We start from the raw sequence: 19,373 nt of genomic DNA, 5'->3' as shown, positions 1-19,373 counted from the left end.
TTTTAAGGTTTATTTGTTTGCAAGGCAAACAATTACAGTAATTAGTGAATAACTATGAAAAGTAATTAGCAGCGCTTATAAAAATTCATTAATATTTCATTTTGATTGATTAAGCTATGCCGTTGCCTTTAAAATTACAGGTAAATTAATTTATAAAATTTTTATGATACCGGTGTCAAAAGCTAAAAATTGCGTTATCATCTGCACATAAAATTATAAAAACAGCACTTTTTTTGCATTTTTAGTTATACTATTTGCGCTTTAATTTAGTGTGAATAAGTAGTATTAAGAGTTTTGCTTTTATAAAAAACATTTTTAAATCAATTGATTGAAAAAAATAGAGGATATTTCCATGTCTAACCGAACGCAACTAGCAAGTTGGCAAGCACTAGAACAAAGTGCAGCTAAGATGAAACAAACACATCTAAAAACGTTATTTGCACAAGATGACACGCGCTTTTCTCAGTTTTCTACTCAAGTACCAGGCGTATTATTCGACTATTCTAAGCAACTTATTGATAACGATGTTTTTGCTAACTTAATGTCGCTTGCTAAAGAATGCGATATTGCATCGTGGCGCGATAAAATGTTTAGCGGTGAAAAAATAAATATCACTGAGGACCGCTCAGTTTTGCATACGGCACTTCGTAATCGTGCTCACACTCCATTAATTGTTGATGGCGAAAACGTGACACAAGCCGTAGACAACGAATTAGCTAAAATTAAAGTGTTTGTAGAAAAAGTTCGTAGCGGTAAATGGTTAGGCTACACCGGCAAAGCGGTAAAAGATGTTGTAAGTATTGGTGTTGGTGGCTCTAATCTTGGTCCACAAATGGCAACTGAGGCATTAAAAGCACTTGCTGATGATACGTTAAATGTTCACTACGTATCTAATGCTGACGGTGTACAAATTTCGTCTATATTAAAAGCCATTGACCCTGAAACAACATTATTTGTTATTTCGTCAAAAACATTTACTACGTCAGAAACCATGACAAACGCAAAGACGGCGGTTGACTGGTTTTTACAAACAACAAAAGATGAAAGTACAATTGCAAAGCATTTTGTTGCAGTAAGTACAAATTTAGAAAAAACGGCAGCCTTTGGTATCAGCGACGAAAACGTATTCACTATGTGGGATTGGGTTGGTGGTCGCTTTTCACTTTGGAGTGCGATAGGCTTACCAATTGCTTTATATTTAGGCTACGACGCCTTTGAAGCAATTTTAGAAGGTGCGTTTGAAATAGACGAGCACTTTAAATCAGCGCCGTTTGAGCAAAATATACCATTAATTATGGCATTGCTTAGTGTATGGAATACGAGCTTTTTAGGTTATACAGCGCAAGCTATATTACCGTACGATCAAGCACTGCATATGTTGCCTGCGTATTTACAGCAAGGCGAAATGGAAAGTAACGGTAAACACGTTAACTTTGCAGGCGAAACAGTACCTTATACTACTGTTCCAATTATTTGGGGCATGACGGGTATTAATGGCCAGCACGCATTTTATCAGTGTTTACACCAAGGTAATGTAATTGTACCTGCAGATTTTATTGCATCAGTTAAGCCACAAGTGAATGTTGATAAGCATCACGATATTTTATTATCGAACTTCTTTGCACAAACAGAAGCGATGATGAGTGGTGTAGATGCAGCGCAAGTTACAGCTGATTTAACCGCTAAGGGTAAATCGCAAGCAGAGATTGATGAGTTATTAAATCATAAAATTCATCAAGGCAATCGTCCTACAACGTCTATGCTATTAGATACAGTAGATGCTAAAACAGTGGGCCGTTTAATTGCACTTTATGAGCATAAGATATTTTGCCAAGGCATTATTTTAGAAATATGCTCGTTTGACCAATGGGGTGTAGAGCTGGGTAAAGGTTTAGCATCTAAAATTGAGAGTGAACTCACTGATGATAGCGTGAAACACGCTCATGATAGTTCTACAAACGGCTTAATGGCGTACTATAAACAAAACCGTACGCAGTAAAAAATTCGCTTACGCAAGTAAGTAAACCGAGTACCTTTGAACGGGTAGCGCTGGAGTGCTTAGGGTCTGTATTTTTGTGAGAGGAGATACAGGGCCCCTAAGGCTCATTTAATTAGCGCAATGATAAACAATAATAATAAATCATCGATACAGAACAATTCAGCAGGCTTTTATTTAAATACAGCTATAAAAGCCATCTAATCTAGCAATAAATAGGCATACCCGCGCATTTACAAAATGTACTGGGTATCACAACGTAGAGAGTAACTATGCTTAATCCTTTTGATATTATAATTTTTGGGGGCGGTGGTGATCTTGCGTTACGCAAATTGCTACCTGCAATGTACAGAGCATATCAAGAAGGTAACTTACCTGAAGGCTCACGTATCCTACCAACAGTGCGCGAAGAATCGAAACGTGCTGAATACATAGAAACAGCGCATAAAGCATTACAAGAATTTTTAAGCAAAGGTGAGTTTAACGCTAAAGATTGGAAAGCGTTTTCTACTTTTTTAGTGCCAGTGGTAAGTAATGTTACAGAAGCAGACGACAACTGGGATGTACTAAAAGGCATTTTAGATGAGCACGAAAGCACTAAGTCTCGCGTGTTTTACTTATCGCTTCCGCCTGCTGTTTACGGCACATGTTGTGAAATATTATCGACTAAAGGTTTAATTACCCCTACATCACGCGTTGTTGTTGAAAAGCCAATTGGTTATTGCGGTGATTCTGCTGAAGCAATTAATGGAAAAATTGCAGAGTTTTTTAATGAAGAACAAATTTTCCGTATTGACCATTACTTAGGTAAAGAAACAGTACAAAACTTAATGGCGCTGCGTTTTTCAAACTCATTGTTTGAAAATATGTGGGATGCTAAATCTATTGATAATATTCAAATTAGCTTATCAGAAACGGTTGGCCTTGAAAGCCGCGCTGGTTTTTATGATAAAGCCGGTGCACTTCGTGACATGGTTCAAAACCACTTATTACAACTACTTTGCTTAGTTGCAATGGAGTCGCCTAATAAGCTTAACGCTAACAGCATTCGTAACGAAAAACTAAAAGTATTAGAAGCACTTCGCCCGCTTGTAGATGGTGATGTTGATGAAAATATTGTTCGTGGTCAATACGTACCAGGTGACTTAAACGGTAAAATTGTACCGGGTTACTTAGAAGAGCTAAATGAAGGTTCTAGTAAAACAGAAACGTTTGTAGCTATTCGCGCGCATATTGATAACTGGCGCTGGGCAGGTGTTCCATTTTACCTTCGTACGGGTAAACGTATGGCTAAGCGCTGTGCAGAAATTGTGGTTGAATACAAAAAAGTATCTCACAATATCTACGAAGATAACGTGGGTAATATCGAGCCAAATCGTCTTGTTATTCGTTTGCAGCCAGAGGAAACAATTCAACTAACGCTTATGTCTAAGCGCCTTGATAATCTTCAAATGCAACTTGAGCCAGTAACAATGAATATCGAGCTTTCACAAGCTTACAGCAATGGTTTCCACTCAGATGCGTACAAGCGTTTAATGCTTGATGCTGCTGCTGATAACCCGTCGTTATTTATTCACCGTGATGAAGTTCGTCAAGCGTGGAAGTGGATTGATCCAATCATCGATCGTTGGCAAGACAAAGGCAAGCCTGCGCTTTACCGTGCTGGTAGCTGGGGACCTGATGATGCTGATGAATTATTGGCAGAAAACAATCATGTATGGTTTAACACAGGCGATAAGGTATAAGCATGGCAACACTAGTTGAAAAGTTTTTTGATGATAAAGACGCGTTAACAGCTGAGCTTTCTGCAACGCTTGAGCAATCATTACGTGATGGCATTAAAAACGATGGCCGTGCTGTATTAATGGTGTCGGGCGGCTCGTCTCCTGCGCCCGCTTATAAGCATTTATCAACGCTTGATTTAGATTGGCAACATGTTGATGTTGCTATGGTTGATGAGCGTTGGGTAGATCCAAACCATGAAAAAAGTAATGAAGCATTTATTAAAAGTACTTTATTACAAAATCATGGTAGTGCTGCCAACTTTATTACTATGAAGAACGCTGCAGCAACGGCTCAACAGGGCGCACAAGAGTGTGAAGCGGCTTATAGCGAGCTAAAAAGCCCATATGATGTAACTATTTTAGGTATGGGCCCAGATGGCCATACAGCGTCGTTATTCCCAAATGCAGATGGTTTAGAGCATGGTTTAACAACTGAGCAAACAGTATGTGCAATTAATGCGATACAAAGTGATGTGACGGGTAGTATTACTGAGCGAATGACATTAACTTTAAATGCCATTGCGCAATCTAAAGTGGTTAAGCTTTTAATTAGCGGTGAAGAAAAACTCGCTGTTTATAAGCAAGCAAAAGCGGGCGGCGATGTTAATGACATGCCACTTCGCGCTGTGCTTAATCACCCAAGTATAAATATTGAAGTATATTGGGCGCCTTAATTTAGATGCCAATTTAACTTTTAAAGGCCGCTTATATAAGCGGCCTTTTTTATTTGCTTAAATTTAAGCCTAAACACTGCAAAAAAATAGCTTTGAACTGTTAACCAATGTTAATGAATAACTTTGGTTTGTATTAAAATTAACCACGAAGTGTGTTGTTTTTGAACAAAATTTATGAGTTTGAGCTGTATGTTTTTTAGCAACGTTCAGATTTAGTTAAATTTTATTTTTTCATGGTTGTTGTCACAAAAGTTTCCCTTCCTTTTTTAGCTCAAAAGCATTAGCCTAAAGGCATTAACAATGAAACATATAAATTAAAATAAACGGAGCAGTAACATGGCGGAGCAACAAGTACAGCCTTTACACAACGAAAAACATGCCAACACTAAAATTCAAAACGGCATCAATGTAGAATTCATGAAAACTCAACACTTAGTGCCAGTAGTTGCACATGAGTTTGCACGTGTAGCAAACGAGTTTCCAATGTCATTCGTTAAAAATAACGAAACCGGCACTTTTCAAGCAGTTGCTATGTTTGGCTTAGAGCCAGGCGAAAACCTTTTTGTAGAAGATGGTAAATGGACTGCAGCATTTGCACCTATGGCATCTACTCGTTACCCACTGGGTTTAGTTAAACACCCAGATCAAGATCAATACGGTATCGTAATTGACGAAGCAAGTGCGCTTGTTGGTGAAGACGAAGGTAATGCATTATTTGAAAACGGCGAAGAAACAGATTACCTAAAACGTCGTAAAGAAGCGCTAGTATCATTTATTGAGTTTTCTCAAGTAACTGAAGCGTTCACTAAATTCCTTGCTGATAAAGAGCTACTAATTGCGCAAACGCTAACAGTAGACATTAAAGGCGAGAAAAAAGACATCAACGGTATTTACCTTATCGATGAGAAAAAACTAAACGAGTTAAGCGATGCTGATTTCTTAGAGCTTCGTAAACGTGGTTACTTAGCACCAATTTACTCGTTCTTAACGTCTACTCACCAAGTAGCACGTTTAGCGCGTTTAAAAGCTAAACAAGCTTAATTACAAACACGTAAAATTTTAAAAAGCGCCTTAAGGCGCTTTTTTTATGCCATTAAACTCACTTTAGTTGAAATTAAGTCCGTAACCATTCACATTAGTTTATAACTTCCCCATAAAAGAACTCATCATGAAAACACCATTATTAGCGATTTTTGCGAGCAGCTTTGTTGCTTTAAGTAATAGCGCAGTAGCTGCAGAGACTCCTTTTGCCATTGCGATTCATGGTGGGGCAGGGACAATTGAAAAAGCACGATTTACACCCGCTCAAGAAAAAGAGTATCGTGCAAAATTAACGCAAGCAGTAGAGACAGGTTATAAAGTATTACACCAAGGCGGCGAAAGCTTAGATGCGGTAATTGCAGCAATTGCAGTATTAGAGCAATCCCCTTATTTTAATGCAGGGCGTGGAGCGGTATACACCTACGATGGCGGGCATGAGCTTGATGCATCCATAATGGATGGTCGAAACCGTGAAGCAGGCGCAGTTGCGGGTGTAAAGCATATTGAGAGCCCAATTAACTTAGCGCGTTTGGTAATGGATAACTCTGTACACGTAATGCTTAGTGGGCAAGGCGCTGAAGAGTTTGCTAAAGAGCAAGGTGTTGAGCTTGTCGAAAATAACCTATTTGATACCGAGCCTCGTTACAAAGCGCTTTTAAAAGCAAAACAAAAATTAGATAAAGCCAAAGCAACCAGTAAAGAGTACCAAGCCGCGCACAAAGCATTACCTAACTCTTACAAAATGGGCACGGTTGGCGCAGTGGCGCTTGATAAAAATGGTAATTTAGCGGCAGGTACATCAACAGGTGGTATGACCGCAAAACGTTATGGTCGTGTGGGGGATGCGCCGGTAATTGGGGCCGGAACATTTGCTGAAAATGAATCGTGCGCGGTATCGGCAACAGGGCATGGTGAATACTTTATTCGCTATAATGTAGCAAGCGATATATGTGCGCGAGTTAAGTACCAAGGTAAAACCATTGCTGAGGCAGGGGATGAAGTTATAAACGGTGTGCTTAAGCCTATTGGCGGCACTGGCGGCGTAATTATTATTGATACAAAGGGTAATATTAGCTTACCGTTTAATACCTCTGGCATGTATCGGGCAAGTAAATCGAATACGCAAGCGACCTACGTGGGCATTTTTAGTGACGAATAAGTCAACGTCATTTAATTTATTCAATGTAGTTAGCCCTGAAAATAATTGTTTAAAATAAATTTATTATTCACAGTTTAGTTCAATAGCAGCGTTTATATAACAAACAACCCCGCGTTATGCATTTTGTAGGATTAACCCCAGCCGTTTAATTTGATACAATTACGGCTCTTTAACTAATTTTATAAGGTATGCGGGTGGTAAACCTAGGTCAGTTGTTTGGCGAGCTAAAAACGTGCTTAAAAAAAGATCAATTCATTTTCAAAAAACGCTTACATGGCGTAAAAAAAATAACGGATGAAAGCAAGCATGCCAACGCGCTTGAAAAAATAGCGGCTGATATAACCCGTAGCCAAGAATTACGCGATAAACGCTTAGCTGGCCTCCCTAAAGTGACTTACCCTGAGCAATTGCCGGTAAGTCAAAAAAAGGAATTAATTAAAGACGCCATTGCAAATAACCAAGTGGTTATTATTGCCGGTGAGACGGGCTCAGGTAAAACAACGCAAATACCTAAAATGTGTTTAGAGCTTGGTCGCGGTGTTGATGGTTTAATTGGTCATACGCAACCACGTCGATTAGCAGCGCGTACTGTGGCTAATCGTATTGCTGAAGAAATGAAGTGTGAACTTGGTCAGCAAGTTGGCTTTAAAATTCGTTTTAGCGATCAGGTATCTAATAATACGTATATTAAATTAATGACTGACGGTATTTTGCTGGCTGAAATTCAGCAAGACCGTTTTTTAAATCAATACGACACGATTATTATTGATGAAGCGCATGAGCGTAGTTTAAATATTGATTTTATTTTAGGTTACTTAAAAAACCTGCTTCCAAAACGCCCTGATTTAAAAATAATAATTACCTCAGCGACTATCGATCCTGAGCGTTTTTCAAAGCACTTTGATGATGCGCCCATTATAGAAGTATCGGGTCGTACTTTCCCTGTTGATGTGCGCTACAACCCTATTACTGATATTAATAAAGATGATATGGAAGCGGAAGGCGATCAGCTACAAGGTATTTTTGATGCCGTTGATGAGCTGTGTGCTGAAGGCCCTGGCGATATTCTCATATTTTTAAATGGTGAGCGTGAAATACGCGATACCGCAGATGCACTTAGCAAGCGTAATTTAAAACACACCGATGTATTGCCACTTTACTCGCGTTTATCCAACGCAGAGCAAAACCGTATATTTGCGCCGCATTCTCGTCGTCATATTATTTTATCGACTAACGTAGCCGAAACGTCACTCACCGTGCCAGGTATTCGTTATGTAATAGACCCAGGTACTGCGCGTATAAGTCGCTACAGCTATCGTACAAAAGTACAGCGCTTACCAATAGAGCCTATATCACAAGCAAGTGCTAATCAGCGTATGGGTCGTTGTGGACGTGTTGAAGCGGGTATTTGTATTAGGTTGTACTCTGAGGATGATTTTTTATCACGTCCAGAGTTTACCGACCCTGAAATACTGCGTACTAACCTTGCGTCTGTTATTTTACAAATGTTGGCGCTAGGGCTTGGTGATATGGCGCAATTTCCGTTTGTACAAGCGCCAGATAGCCGCAATATTAATGATGGCCTAACATTGCTTGAAGAGCTACAAGCGGTAAAACCAGCTAAACGCGATAGTAAAACCAGCCTAACGCAATCGGGCAGGGAGCTTAGTCGATTACCCGTTGACCCACGTTTAGCAAAAATGGTGCTAACAGCCCATAAACTTGGCGCATTGCGTGAAGTGATTATCATTGTAGCGGCGTTGTCTATTCAAGACCCACGTGAACGCCCACAAGAAAAACGTGCTGCTGCCAATGAAAAGCACGGTCGTTTTGATGATCCAGATTCTGATTTTATCGCTTTTTTAAACTTATGGAATTACTTAGAAGAGCAGCAAAGCGAGCTGACTAATAGCCAATTTAGAAAGCTGTGTCAAAAAGACTTCTTAGCCTATATGCGCCTGCGTGAATGGCAAGATATTGTTTATCAAATAAGTACTGTGTGTAACGAAATGGGCATGAAAGCAACCAGCCAAGCGGCTGATGGCGAACTTGTTCACAAAGCGTTATTAAGCGGAATGCTAAGCCATATTGGCTTTAAAGATGAAAAACAAATATACAAAGGGGCACGTAATAGTCAGTTTCATATTTTTCCAGGTTCAGGTTTATTTAAAAAGAGCCCCAAATGGATCATGTCGGCGGAGTTGGTAGAGACAAGTAAGTTATATGCCCGCACAAATGCAAAAATAGACATTAACTGGGTAGAGCCATTAGCACAGCACTTAGTAAAACGTAGTTACACTGAACCACATTGGGAGAAAAAACCAGGTGCGGTAATCGCGTTTGAGCAGCAAACTTTATATGGCTTACTTATTGTAAATAAACGCCGCTGTGTTTATAGCAACATAGACCCTAAAGTGAGTCGAGAGCTTTTTGTGCGCACTGCATTAGTTGAGCAAGAACTGGGCTTAAACGAGGGCTTTTTAGCGTTTAACCGTGAGCTAATAGAAGATATTCAAGTTCTGGAAAATAAGTCACGTCGTCGTGATATTTTAGTTGATGAGCAAACGTTATTTGAGTTTTACGATAAAAAAATACCCAAAGAAATTAATAACCGCGCTGCATTTTTAAAATGGTATAAAACACAAAAACAACAAAATAAGCATTACCTACACATGACTCGTGAAGAGCTAATGCAGCATGGTGCAAGTAATATCACTGAGTTTGACTACCCTGACACATGGCAGCAAGACAATATTATATTGCCGCTTGCTTATCATTTCGATCCAGGCCAAGCAGTTGATGGCGTTGCGGTACAAATACCGGTCGCGCTGTTGAATCAAGTGCAAGAAAGTGGTTTTGACTGGCACATACCAGCATTTAGGCATGAGCTAATAAGTGGGCTTATAAAGTCATTGCCTAAATCGCTTCGTCGTAATTTTGTGCCAGCACCAAACTATGCTGATGCAGTGCTGGCAGCTATTGAGCCAATGCAAGGGAGCTTAATTGATGCATTAACGACGCGTTTATTGAGAATGACAGGTGTAAAAGTTGATCCAGAGGCATGGGATTTAACCGCGCTTGCACCGCATTTAAGATTGCAGTTTGAAGTACGTGATGAGAGCGATAAGTTACTTGCACGAGGGCTTGATTTAGCCAAGCTCAAAGCAGAGCTGCAAGGTGAAGTAACCGAAACACTGTCTAAAGTAGCCGATAAAGGCATTGAAAAGTCAGACCTAACACAATGGGATTTTGGTGAGTTACCCGCTTCATACGTTAAAAAGCAAGGTCAATATGAGATAAAAGCATACCCTGCGCTGGTGGATAAAAAATCAGCCGCTGCAGTGGAGCTTTTTGATAGCGAAGCAAAAGCGCAGCAAGCACATCAACAAGGTTTGCGCCGTTTAGTACTATTAAATGTGCCATCGCCAATTAAGTACTTACAACAAAACTTACCGAATAAGGCAAAGCTGGGTTTGTACTTTAACCCATTTGGTAAAATAGCTGATTTAATTGATGACTGTATTGCCGCAGGTGTTGATAGCTTATTAGTAAAACACGGTGATATACGCGACGAAAAAGCATTTGAAACAGTAAAAGAGCAAATACGCGGTGAGCTGGGCGATGCCGTTGTATCGATTGCAACGCAAGTTGAGCAAGTATTAAGTATTGCTCATGCCCTGCATAAAAAAATGAAAGGGCGCGTTGATTTAACCATGATAACTGCGCACGGCGATATTAAGTCACAGCTTGAGTCACTTATATTTAAAGGTTTTGTGAGCGCGCATGGCGCAGATAAAATAGCGGATTTAATTCGTTATTTAAAAGCGATTCAAAAACGTTTAGAAAAGCTGCCTGTGGATCCAAATCGTGATAGGTTATGCGTACTAGAGCTAGATAAAGTTGCGCAAGAGTATAAAAAAGTAATTAATAAAACGCCTAAAGGGTTACCTATACCACAAGAGGTAACCGCTATTTTCTGGATGCAACAGGAGCTTAGAGTGTCGCTATTTGCTCAAACACTAGGAACGCCTTACCCAATTTCAGCCAAGCGGGTACTTAATGCGATAAAAGAGATAGAATAAAACTTGCATTTTCTATTAAGCTTAGTACCTTAATAGAAGGATTTATTTTTGTTTTGAAAAGGAAGCGACATAGTTATGTCCTCATCGATTGAACATAAAACAAAGCGACTTTTAGTGGTAGATGACGAGTATTTTAATTTTGAAATGCTCAAAGCCGCACTAGCGTCGAAATTTGATGTTAGTTACGCAGATTCAGGGCAAAGCTGCCTTGCGTCAGCAATTGCGAGTCCGCCAGATATAATTTTGCTTGATGTTTGTATGCCTGGTCTTGATGGTTATGATACATGCCGAATGCTAAAGCACACACCTGAAACAAAAAATATTCCTGTTGTTATGGTATCGGGCCTAGAGTCCCCATCTGAAAAACAAGCAGGGTTTGATGCTGGTTGTAACGCGTATGTTGTAAAGCCATTTTCAGTGGGTGCTTTGTTGGAAGAAATTAACACGGTTGTTTAGAGGTAACATATGTTTACTGATGATAAGCGAAATTTTAGACGCATGCAGATTAACACTCCTGCAAATTTAACAACGATAGAACCAATAGCGGGTTTAAGTTTTGCCGCAGAGTGCGTGGATTTAAGTGCAACAGGTTTATCAATTCATTTAGATGAATTGCTTGAACCTAATACCTTACTGACGGTGAACATTGATTCGACTCATCCAAGTATTGCGCCTTTAAATGCAACTGCAAAAGTAATACGTGCCAGCAAAGAAGATGATGGCACGGTAACAGCAGGTCTTGAAATCATTCAGTTTAACTAAATCGATTCAGTTAAACTCAATAGTAGATATTAAAAAACCTTACAGATTAAGCCTTTTAAGTAAAAGCCTTCAGGGTAGCTGCCAGCAATTGGATGATCGGCTGCCTGGTTTAATCGCTCCATTATCAGTAGGTCTTTACCTGCATCAAGTGCTGCATCGGCTACTACTTTTTGAAACAGGTTTTGTTCCATTAAACCAGAGCATGAGAATGTTAATAGTGTTCCGCCTGGTTTTAGTATTTGCATGGCAATCATGTTGATATCTTTATAGCCACGACACGCGCCCGTTAGCTGCGCTTTATTATCAGCAAATTTTGGTGGGTCCATTACGATGGTATCAAACTGTCTACCTTCGTCGCGGTATTGGCGTAATAATTTAAATACATCCTGCTTAACAAAGCTCACTTTGTTTAAATCTAAGTTATTATGCTCAACATTACGTTTTGCTGTATCTAAAGCGGGTTGCGATACATCTACGTTAGTTACATGCTCACATCCACCACGCAGGGCATACAACGAGAATGTACCTGTGTAACTAAAGCAGTTAAGGACAGTTTTACCTTTTGAGAAGCGCTCAAGTGCAGCACGGCTGTCACGCTGATCTAAGTAAAATCCTGTTTTGTGACCTTCAATTATATCAACTTCGATTTTTAAGCCGTTTTCTTCAATAAGCACAGGCTCTTTTGGTTCATTCCCCCAAAGTGCGCCTTTAATTGGTTCTAAGCCTTCTTTAGTACGTACATCTACGTCAGAACGCTCATATATGCTAGAGCCGGGGAAAATAGACATCAATGCGCCTACAATCTCGCCTTTATGGCGCTCGGCACCGGCGCTTAATAGCTGGCACACTAATACGTTGTCAAACTTATCTATTGTAACGCCTGGTAAGTAATCAGACTCAGCAGCACATAAGCGAAACCCTGTTAATCCGCCTTCTTCAATAACTTGGCTACGGGCTTCTAATGAGCGACGTAAACGGCGTTCAAAAAAGTGTTGATCGATGACTTCTTTTTCGTCAAAGCTCCAAACACGTGCACGAATTTGTGAGTGAGGGCTATACGCAGCAGTTGCTAAAAACTTACCTTCGCTGTCGTGAATCGTTACTGTGTCGCCTAATCCAGGTTTACCTTTAATTTTTTTGATGGCTTTTGAAAATAACCAAGGGTGTTTTCTTTTTAATGATTTATCGCGACCAGCTTGTAGGTAAACGGCAGATGACATAAGGCTTCTCAGTAGTAATAAATAAGCGCTGTATTTTAGTCAAGCAAGGAGCAACATACAATGAATGTTTTGCAAGGGGGGCATAAAGCACGGTAAAGTACGGATAATTCATTGATTAATTAGCTTTTTGGAACCTAACTTTGTCTGACGTCGCTTTAAGCCCTGATTTAGAAATACTTAACTCACAATGTAGAGGGTTTATCGCCTCTTTAGTGCATGCTGATGTTGCTCATGACATTACTCATATAGAGCGAGTGGTGCGTGTTGCAATACAGTTATGTAATGCGGAGCAGGCAAACATGTCAGTAGTATTACCTGCAGCGTGGATGCACGACTGTGTGGCGGTGGCTAAAAACCACCCTGATCGTGCAAAAGCCTCTACTATGGCAGCTGATAAGGCATTGGAGTTTTTAAAATCGATTAATTATGACGAGTCACTTTTTGATGAGATTCATCATGCAATTGCAGCGCATAGCTTCAGCGCAAATATAAAAATTAAAACAGTTGAAGCGCAAATAGTACAAGATGCCGACAGAATGGATGCGTTGGGCGCTATTGGCGTTAGCCGATGCATGAAAGTTGGTGGCTCAATTTCTCGGTTATTATATAACCCAAATGACCCTTTTTGTGTTGAACGCGAGGCTGATGATAAAACATACACGCTTGATCATTTTTTCATAAAGTTATTACATATTGCCGATAGTATGAATACCCCATCAGCTAAAGCAGAGGCGAATAGACGAACAAGGTATATGCATGAGTTTTTAGAGCAATTAAAGTCAGAAATTGGTGAGTAATGTGAATAATACAAGCATACCGAAATTATCTGGCATTGATCATTGCCATTTAAATGTTGATAACTTAGCTAATGCCGTTAAGTGGTATGAACGGGTTTTAGGTTTTAGCGTAGTGCCAGAGCTTGCCTTTTGGAATGAGCATGGGCGAGGCCCTTTAACGCTTGAGGATGCTTGTTCAACCTCTCGTTTAGCATTGTTTGAAGGAGATGGGCGCAGTAAAGGGATTGCATTTTTGGCCTCAGGGGATCAATTTATTCAATGGCGTATTCATCTTGAGAGTTTAAATATAAAAGTAGTTTTAGCAGATCATGGTGTAACGTTTTCTATGTACTTTAAAGATGAAAGTGGCAATAGCCATGAAATTACGTCACATGACTATCGTTATATAAAATCTTATTACCCAAATGTTGAGCTTGGCTCTCACAGTGCTAAAAAGAATTAGCTTTCTTGATTTGCATTTTTTATAGCAATAATATCGTCTAAGTTTTTTATTAATAGCTCGCTTAGAGCGGGATCGAAATGAGTTCCTGCTTGCTCTTGCATATGCAAAACTGTTTTCTCTACGCTCCAAGCCTCTTTGTAAGGGCGTTTTGAGGTAAGTGCATCAAATACGTCAGCTATAGCAACAATTCTACCTTCAACTGATATTTCTTCGCCTTTGATCCCGTTAGGATAGCCTGAGCCATCCCATTTTTCGTGGTGTTCAATTGCAAGTGTATGCGCAAGTTGTAGTAAAGGAGATGATGAGTTTGCTAAAATTTGCGCGCCAATGGTGGCGTGTTCTTTCATATGATCAAACTCTTCAGAGGTTAACTTTCCAGGTTTGAGTAGGATAGCGTCAGGAATACCTATTTTTCCTACATCGTGCATTGGGGCAGCTTGACGTAAAAGTTCTGCTCGTTGTTCATCCATACCTAGTGCTAACGCTAATACTTTACTGTATTGGCTCATGCGCACTATATGTTCACCCGTGTCGGTGTCTTTATATTCCGCTGCACGGCCTAGACGTTCTACTAAATCTACATGAGCTTGCTTTAATTGCTCTGCTTGTACTAGCGACAAGTGAGTATTAACCCTTGCTCTTACAATGGCAGGGCTTATTGGTTTAGTAATATAATCTACTGCGCCTAACTCAAAACCTTTGTATTCATCGCTTTCATCGCCAAGCGCAGTTACAAAAATAATTGGGATGTGTGATGTTTTAGGATTTCTCTTAACTATTTGGCACACTTCAAAGCCATTCATATCTGGCATCATTATGTCGAGCAAAATTAGCTTTGGTAGTTCTTTTTCAAGTAGTGCTAGTGCGGCATCACCAGATTTAGCAAACGACATACGATATTGATTACCTAACACTTCACGCATTACTTTTAGATTTGCAGGCTCATCGTCAACAATTAATACCCGTGGCCTATCTGTCGTAAAATCCATTAATTAATACTCATTGTTTGTTAGTTTTTCAATTAAGGTTTCTAGTATTACGTGTGCTTTATCAAAATCAAATTCATCAAAGGCTTCGGCTATATCATCAACTTCATTTTGAAAGGTAGAAGGTGCGCCGCGTTGCAACTTTGCGAGTAGTTCATCATTTAATTCTGCATTTTGCGCATCTTGATGAAGTGTTTCACACAATTGCTTAATCTCATCTATTGATAGAGTGTCTGAGCTATTATCTTCAGGCTTGCTATTTGGCTCATCGCAAGTATTTGATGACAGCAGTTGCGTTATAATAAGTAGTTCGTTTTTGATATCGTCTAAAAGACTAATAACTTTAGCATCACTTTGCTTGTGCTCTAAATCGGTTAATAACTTCATTAACGTTGTTAGCCCTAAGTTACCAGCAACACCTTTGAGTGTGTGAATGAGGCTATCGACATCTTTTATGTTTGATAATTTATCATTAAATAATCTCTCAAACCGCTTATCACTATCACTAACAAACTTAGTAATCTCTGTAAGTTGCTTACACTTAGAACCCCAAAGTGCTAATCCTTTTTCAAAATCTATATGCTGCGCTTTAGGATCGCTTTGCGATATAACCATTTCTTTTGCAATACCAAGCCCCAGCACTTGCGCTATTTCTTGGTTAAGCTGATTTATATCGACGGGTTTATTGGCAAAGCCATTCATGCCTGCTTTTTTAGCCGTAAGCTTATCTTGCTGTAATACGCTTGCTGTGAGCGCAATAATTGGCGTGTACTTAAGCTGCCTTTGGTTTTCTATTGCTCTTATTTTTTGTGCTGCTTGTATGCCATCACACAAGGGCATATGTATATCCATTAAGATGACATCAAAGTCTTGTTCTTCAAATACTTTAATCGCTTCAAGTCCGTTTGACGCTTTGGTAACTGAATGCTGATCGCGTGACAGAAGCAAAGACAGTAGTTCTGTATTTTGCTCTATATCATCAACTACTAGTACTCTAAGTGCAGGCAGTTGGGTGTGTAGACCATCAAAATAATCAATTTTAGATTCGTCACCTAAGGTAAGCGGCAATGAAAAGTAAAAACAGGTGCCTTTACCTAGCTCACTTACTAAGTTTATTGTTCCGCCCATAAGCTCTACAAGTTGTTTACTTATGGTTGTACCAAGGCCTGTACCACCAAAGCGGCGAGTAGTAGTGCCATCGGCTTGTTCAAAAGGTTGAAATACAGCTTGAATACGATCTTTTGCAATACCAATTCCGGTATCTTGCACTTCAAAAAACAGATGCTGATTTTGTGTCATGCCAACGGTGACCGTAACAGAGCCTTTTTCGGTGAACTTAATCGCGTTACCAATTAGATTAGTGAGTACTTGTCTGAGTCTATCTGGGTCGCCGTAGTACGTAGAACTTACTGATTCTTTAATATGGAGTTTAAGTTCTAAATCTTTCTTTTTAGCCTCTAACCAAAAAGTAGAAATAATACTGTCTATCACTGGTTTTAAGCTAAAGTGGGCTGGCTCAATGGTGAGCTTACCGCGTTCTAGTTTTGCAGAATCGAGAATTTCATTTAACAATCTTAGCAATGAACGCGCTGCATTATTTACGGTAACCAAGTGCTTTTGTTGTTCTTGATCAAGTGGGGTGTCCATTAATAGATCGCTAAAACCTATTATAGAATTCATTGGGGTGCGTATTTCATGGCTCATATTAGCCATAAAAGATTGCTTTGCATGAGCAGCTTCTTCAGCTTTAAATTTAGCTTGCTCAAGTTTTTCTTCATATTCTTTGCGTTCAGTAATATCGACTAAAACACCATCAATCCACTTTGGGTTGCCTTGAGCATCAAAGTCGATACTCCCTTTATCTAACAACCACAAAATTTTGCCATTTCTATGTCTAATTCGGTATTCAATAGAATATTGAGACTTTGCATCAACAGCTTTAGTGACTTCATCAACAGCTTTAGTGACTTCATCAACTATTTGTTTTTGATCTGATTTCAAGACCAAGTCATTAAACTCGATACAATGCTCTGTAAACTCATTTGGGTTATATCCTGTAAGCTCAATTATATTTGGACTAATAAATAACATAGTCCAGTTGTCATCAAACTTACATCTAAACGCTACTCCGGGCATGTTATCGATAAGAGAGCGGTATTTTTGTTCTTTCTCTTCTAAACTTTGTTGCAAAGCGCGTTGTTCGGTCAAGTCGGTAATAAAGCCAACATATAAAGGGTTATGGCCCGGCTGATTTACTTCGCCTATACCTAAGCGAATAGGAAAAACATGTCCGTTCATGTGTTTTGCATATACATCACGGTTTATGCCTATTATTTTACCTAGATCAACATTGTGAGCATTTAAGAGGTATTCGTCGTGGTGCTTGGCAATGTTATCGTCCATTAGCATTTTTACGTTTTTGCCTTGAACTTGGTTTTCTTGCCAGCCAAAAATTTTACTAGCGGCTTCATTAAAACTTAAAATAATACCAGCATGGTCAATGGTAACAATGCCATCTATAGCGGTACCTAAAATAGCATTTAGACGGGATTCTTTTGCCGACTTCTCCTCAAGTAGCATGCGATAGCGAACCATACCATTTATTACACCAACCACGCTTGTAATCGCGATAGTTGCTGTGGCGACTGCAATGGCGATAAAAGTTAGTCCTGCGGTTGCATTAGCATCATCATAGATTAGTGGCGATGTAGCTACAAAACGTGTAGCGGCCATACCCATGTAGTGCATACCAGCAACAGCACACCCTAAAATAACAGCGCTAATTGAGTTATTTTGAAGAGGTGATAAAGAGGGTAAAAAACGCTTAAGATTAAAGCGACTGTAAAGGGCTATAAAGGAGAGGGCTACAGCAACAATGATTGATAACGCAAAAATCAATGGATCATATCTAAGTAAAGGAGCAAGGTCCATTGCAGCCATGCCGCTATAATGCATAGTGCCAATGCCGGCTCCTAGTAACACAGAGCAAATCGACAATACTTTTAGATTCCCTTTACTATTTACTAGCATTGATACAGCGTACTGACATGCTATAAATGCTGGTATAAAAGAAAGGAGAGTGATTGTTGGATCATAATCAATATTAGTACACAGTGAAAAGGCAAGCATACCAATAAAGTGCATACTCCAAATACCAGCCGAAAAAACAGTAGCAGCGGTCACATTTGCTAAACGTTGGTAGCTAGGAAATTGAGTTTCTTTTGCGAGCTCTATAAGCCGAATGGTGAAAAAGGCTGCAAAAATAGCAATTAGCAATGACATTGAAACTAATAGAGGATCGTAAACGCCATTAATGATTAAGCTAGGATCTTGGTCTGTGATAAAAAAAGCTGATAACATAATGGCTCAAAATATAATCTTTATTTATCAGTTTAATCTAATTAATTAATAAATAAACTGTTAATTCAATGAAGTGATTAAAATAACGAATTTATTACTTTTAGTTTTCTTTTATTTATCAGGCATTAGTTTTTTAGTTGGTGTTTTTTATTCTAATGTATTGCCTGTCACAGGACTAAGTTAGATTTATATGGTCATATTTAAGTTTCTATCGAGTAACCTTAATAAAACTAATGAATTGGCTTAACTAAGCGAAAATTACACTTTATTTGGTTTTATTAATTGCTGGTGAATTTTCTCGTAGCAATATCATTAATGAGTATGAAAGTGTTTGAATATCAGTTAAAGAAAAGTATAAAACGTAAAACGGTTGCCATTAAAGTACATAACAAGAAGGTGACTGTATATGCCCCTCAATTTGTTAGTAATAAACACATCCAAGAATGGCTTTTTGATAAGCAGGTGTGGGTAAATGCTCAATTAACTAAACAGCACAATATTGCTGATAGCAGACAGAACCCGCTCAAAGACAAACAAATTTTAATCTTTGATAGCATTATAAACATAGAATTTAAGCAAGGTACTAAGTCCGAAGTACTAAACTGTAACGACAGCTTGCTTATTACACACTCTTCGCGCGTTAAAAATACTTCGCAAAAATATCAGCAACTTCTTGAAGAATATTTAAAAGAGCAACTAACTGCATATATAGAAATGCGTTTAGCGTACTTCTGCGCACAAATGGGTGAAGAATTACCTACGAGTCTAAAAGTAGCTATTTATAAGCGAAAGTGGGGAAGTTGTAATAGTAAGCGAGAGCTAACATTTAATTTGCATTTAATCGGAGCCCCTTATCATGCTATTGATTATGTGATTGTTCACGAGTTAGCGCATTTACGTCACTTAAACCACAGCAAAGCTTTTTGGCAACACGTTGAGCATTTTTTTCCTAATTATAAAGCATCATCAACATGGCTAAAGAAAAACAGTATGAGTTTACAATGGGTGTTTTGAAGTTAACCTGAATATAGGAATATAGGAATATAGGAATATAGGAATATAGGAATATA

Annotated in this window: 14 protein-coding genes; 11 read left to right on the top strand and 3 right to left on the bottom strand. The window is 39.1% G+C overall.

The window, feature by feature from the left end:
* Window positions 1–352: 352 nt before the first annotated feature.
* From pgi to H5117_RS17820, 8 genes are all read left to right on the top strand, one after another.
* Complete coding sequence (gene pgi / locus H5117_RS17855) at window positions 353–1,999, top strand: glucose-6-phosphate isomerase (RefSeq protein WP_039487336.1); 1,647 nt, start codon at window positions 353–355, stop codon at window positions 1,997–1,999.
* 269 nt (window positions 2,000–2,268) lie between these two features.
* Window positions 2,269–3,741, top strand: coding sequence for a glucose-6-phosphate dehydrogenase (gene zwf, locus H5117_RS17850; RefSeq protein WP_024597624.1), 1,473 nt, complete (start codon window positions 2,269–2,271; stop codon window positions 3,739–3,741).
* A 2-nt stretch (window positions 3,742–3,743) separates the two neighbouring features.
* On the top strand, window positions 3,744–4,454 hold the full coding sequence (gene pgl / locus H5117_RS17845) for a 6-phosphogluconolactonase (protein WP_182693523.1): 711 nt from the start codon (window positions 3,744–3,746) through the stop codon (window positions 4,452–4,454).
* Window positions 4,455–4,790: 336 nt separating this feature from the next.
* Entirely contained in the window at window positions 4,791–5,495 is a 705-nt protein-coding gene (locus H5117_RS17840) for a SapC family protein (RefSeq protein ID WP_024597622.1), read from the top strand.
* 127 nt (window positions 5,496–5,622) lie between these two features.
* Window positions 5,623–6,654, top strand: coding sequence for an isoaspartyl peptidase/L-asparaginase family protein (locus H5117_RS17835; protein WP_029752414.1), 1,032 nt, complete (start codon window positions 5,623–5,625; stop codon window positions 6,652–6,654).
* A 194-nt stretch (window positions 6,655–6,848) separates the two neighbouring features.
* Complete coding sequence (gene hrpA, locus H5117_RS17830) at window positions 6,849–10,736, top strand: ATP-dependent RNA helicase HrpA (RefSeq protein WP_182738810.1); 3,888 nt, start codon at window positions 6,849–6,851, stop codon at window positions 10,734–10,736.
* Window positions 10,737–10,811: 75 nt separating this feature from the next.
* Window positions 10,812–11,192 carry a PleD family two-component system response regulator gene (locus tag H5117_RS17825; RefSeq protein ID WP_024597850.1) on the top strand — a complete coding sequence of 127 codons (381 nt, stop codon included), beginning with the start codon at window positions 10,812–10,814 and terminating at the stop codon, window positions 11,190–11,192.
* Window positions 11,193–11,201: 9 nt separating this feature from the next.
* On the top strand, window positions 11,202–11,498 hold the full coding sequence (locus tag H5117_RS17820) for a PilZ domain-containing protein (RefSeq protein ID WP_007581065.1): 297 nt from the start codon (window positions 11,202–11,204) through the stop codon (window positions 11,496–11,498).
* Between the two features lie 29 nt (window positions 11,499–11,527).
* Here H5117_RS17820 and H5117_RS17815 read toward each other — a convergent pair whose 3' ends face one another.
* Window positions 11,528–12,718: a class I SAM-dependent methyltransferase gene (locus tag H5117_RS17815; RefSeq protein ID WP_002961441.1), complete on the bottom strand. Its 1,191-nt coding sequence runs from the start codon at window positions 12,716–12,718 to the stop codon at window positions 11,528–11,530.
* 140 nt (window positions 12,719–12,858) lie between these two features.
* On the opposite strand from H5117_RS17815, the gene H5117_RS17810 reads away from it, so the two are divergent.
* Together H5117_RS17810 and H5117_RS17805 are read left to right on the top strand one after the other, a co-directional pair.
* Window positions 12,859–13,515: an HD domain-containing protein gene (locus H5117_RS17810; protein WP_039487345.1), complete on the top strand. Its 657-nt coding sequence runs from the start codon at window positions 12,859–12,861 to the stop codon at window positions 13,513–13,515.
* Between the two features lies 1 nt (window position 13,516).
* Window positions 13,517–13,957, top strand: a complete 441-nt coding sequence (locus H5117_RS17805) for a VOC family protein (RefSeq protein WP_182738809.1) — start codon at window positions 13,517–13,519, stop codon at window positions 13,955–13,957.
* On the opposite strand, the gene H5117_RS17800 is transcribed toward H5117_RS17805, so the two are convergent.
* Both H5117_RS17800 and H5117_RS17795 read right to left on the bottom strand, forming a co-directional pair.
* Window positions 13,954–14,946: a two-component system response regulator gene (locus tag H5117_RS17800; RefSeq protein ID WP_182738808.1), complete on the bottom strand. Its 993-nt coding sequence runs from the start codon at window positions 14,944–14,946 to the stop codon at window positions 13,954–13,956. The two genes, H5117_RS17805 and H5117_RS17800, sit on opposite strands and share 4 nt — an antisense overlap.
* A gap of 3 nt (window positions 14,947–14,949) precedes the next feature.
* Window positions 14,950–18,303: an MHYT domain-containing protein gene (locus H5117_RS17795; protein ID WP_182738807.1), complete on the bottom strand. Its 3,354-nt coding sequence runs from the start codon at window positions 18,301–18,303 to the stop codon at window positions 14,950–14,952.
* A 315-nt stretch (window positions 18,304–18,618) separates the two neighbouring features.
* Between H5117_RS17795 and H5117_RS17790 the strand changes: the two genes are divergently transcribed.
* Window positions 18,619–19,317 (top strand): M48 family metallopeptidase, encoded by a 699-nt coding sequence (locus H5117_RS17790; protein ID WP_182716748.1) that lies wholly within the window; start codon window positions 18,619–18,621, stop codon window positions 19,315–19,317.
* Window positions 19,318–19,373 lie beyond the last annotated feature (56 nt).

This window comes from Pseudoalteromonas sp. SG45-1, from assembly GCF_014164135.1.
GTDB classification, from domain to species: Bacteria; Pseudomonadota; Gammaproteobacteria; order Enterobacterales; family Alteromonadaceae; genus Pseudoalteromonas; species Pseudoalteromonas distincta.
This window is presented reverse-complemented; position numbering and strand designations above follow the sequence as displayed.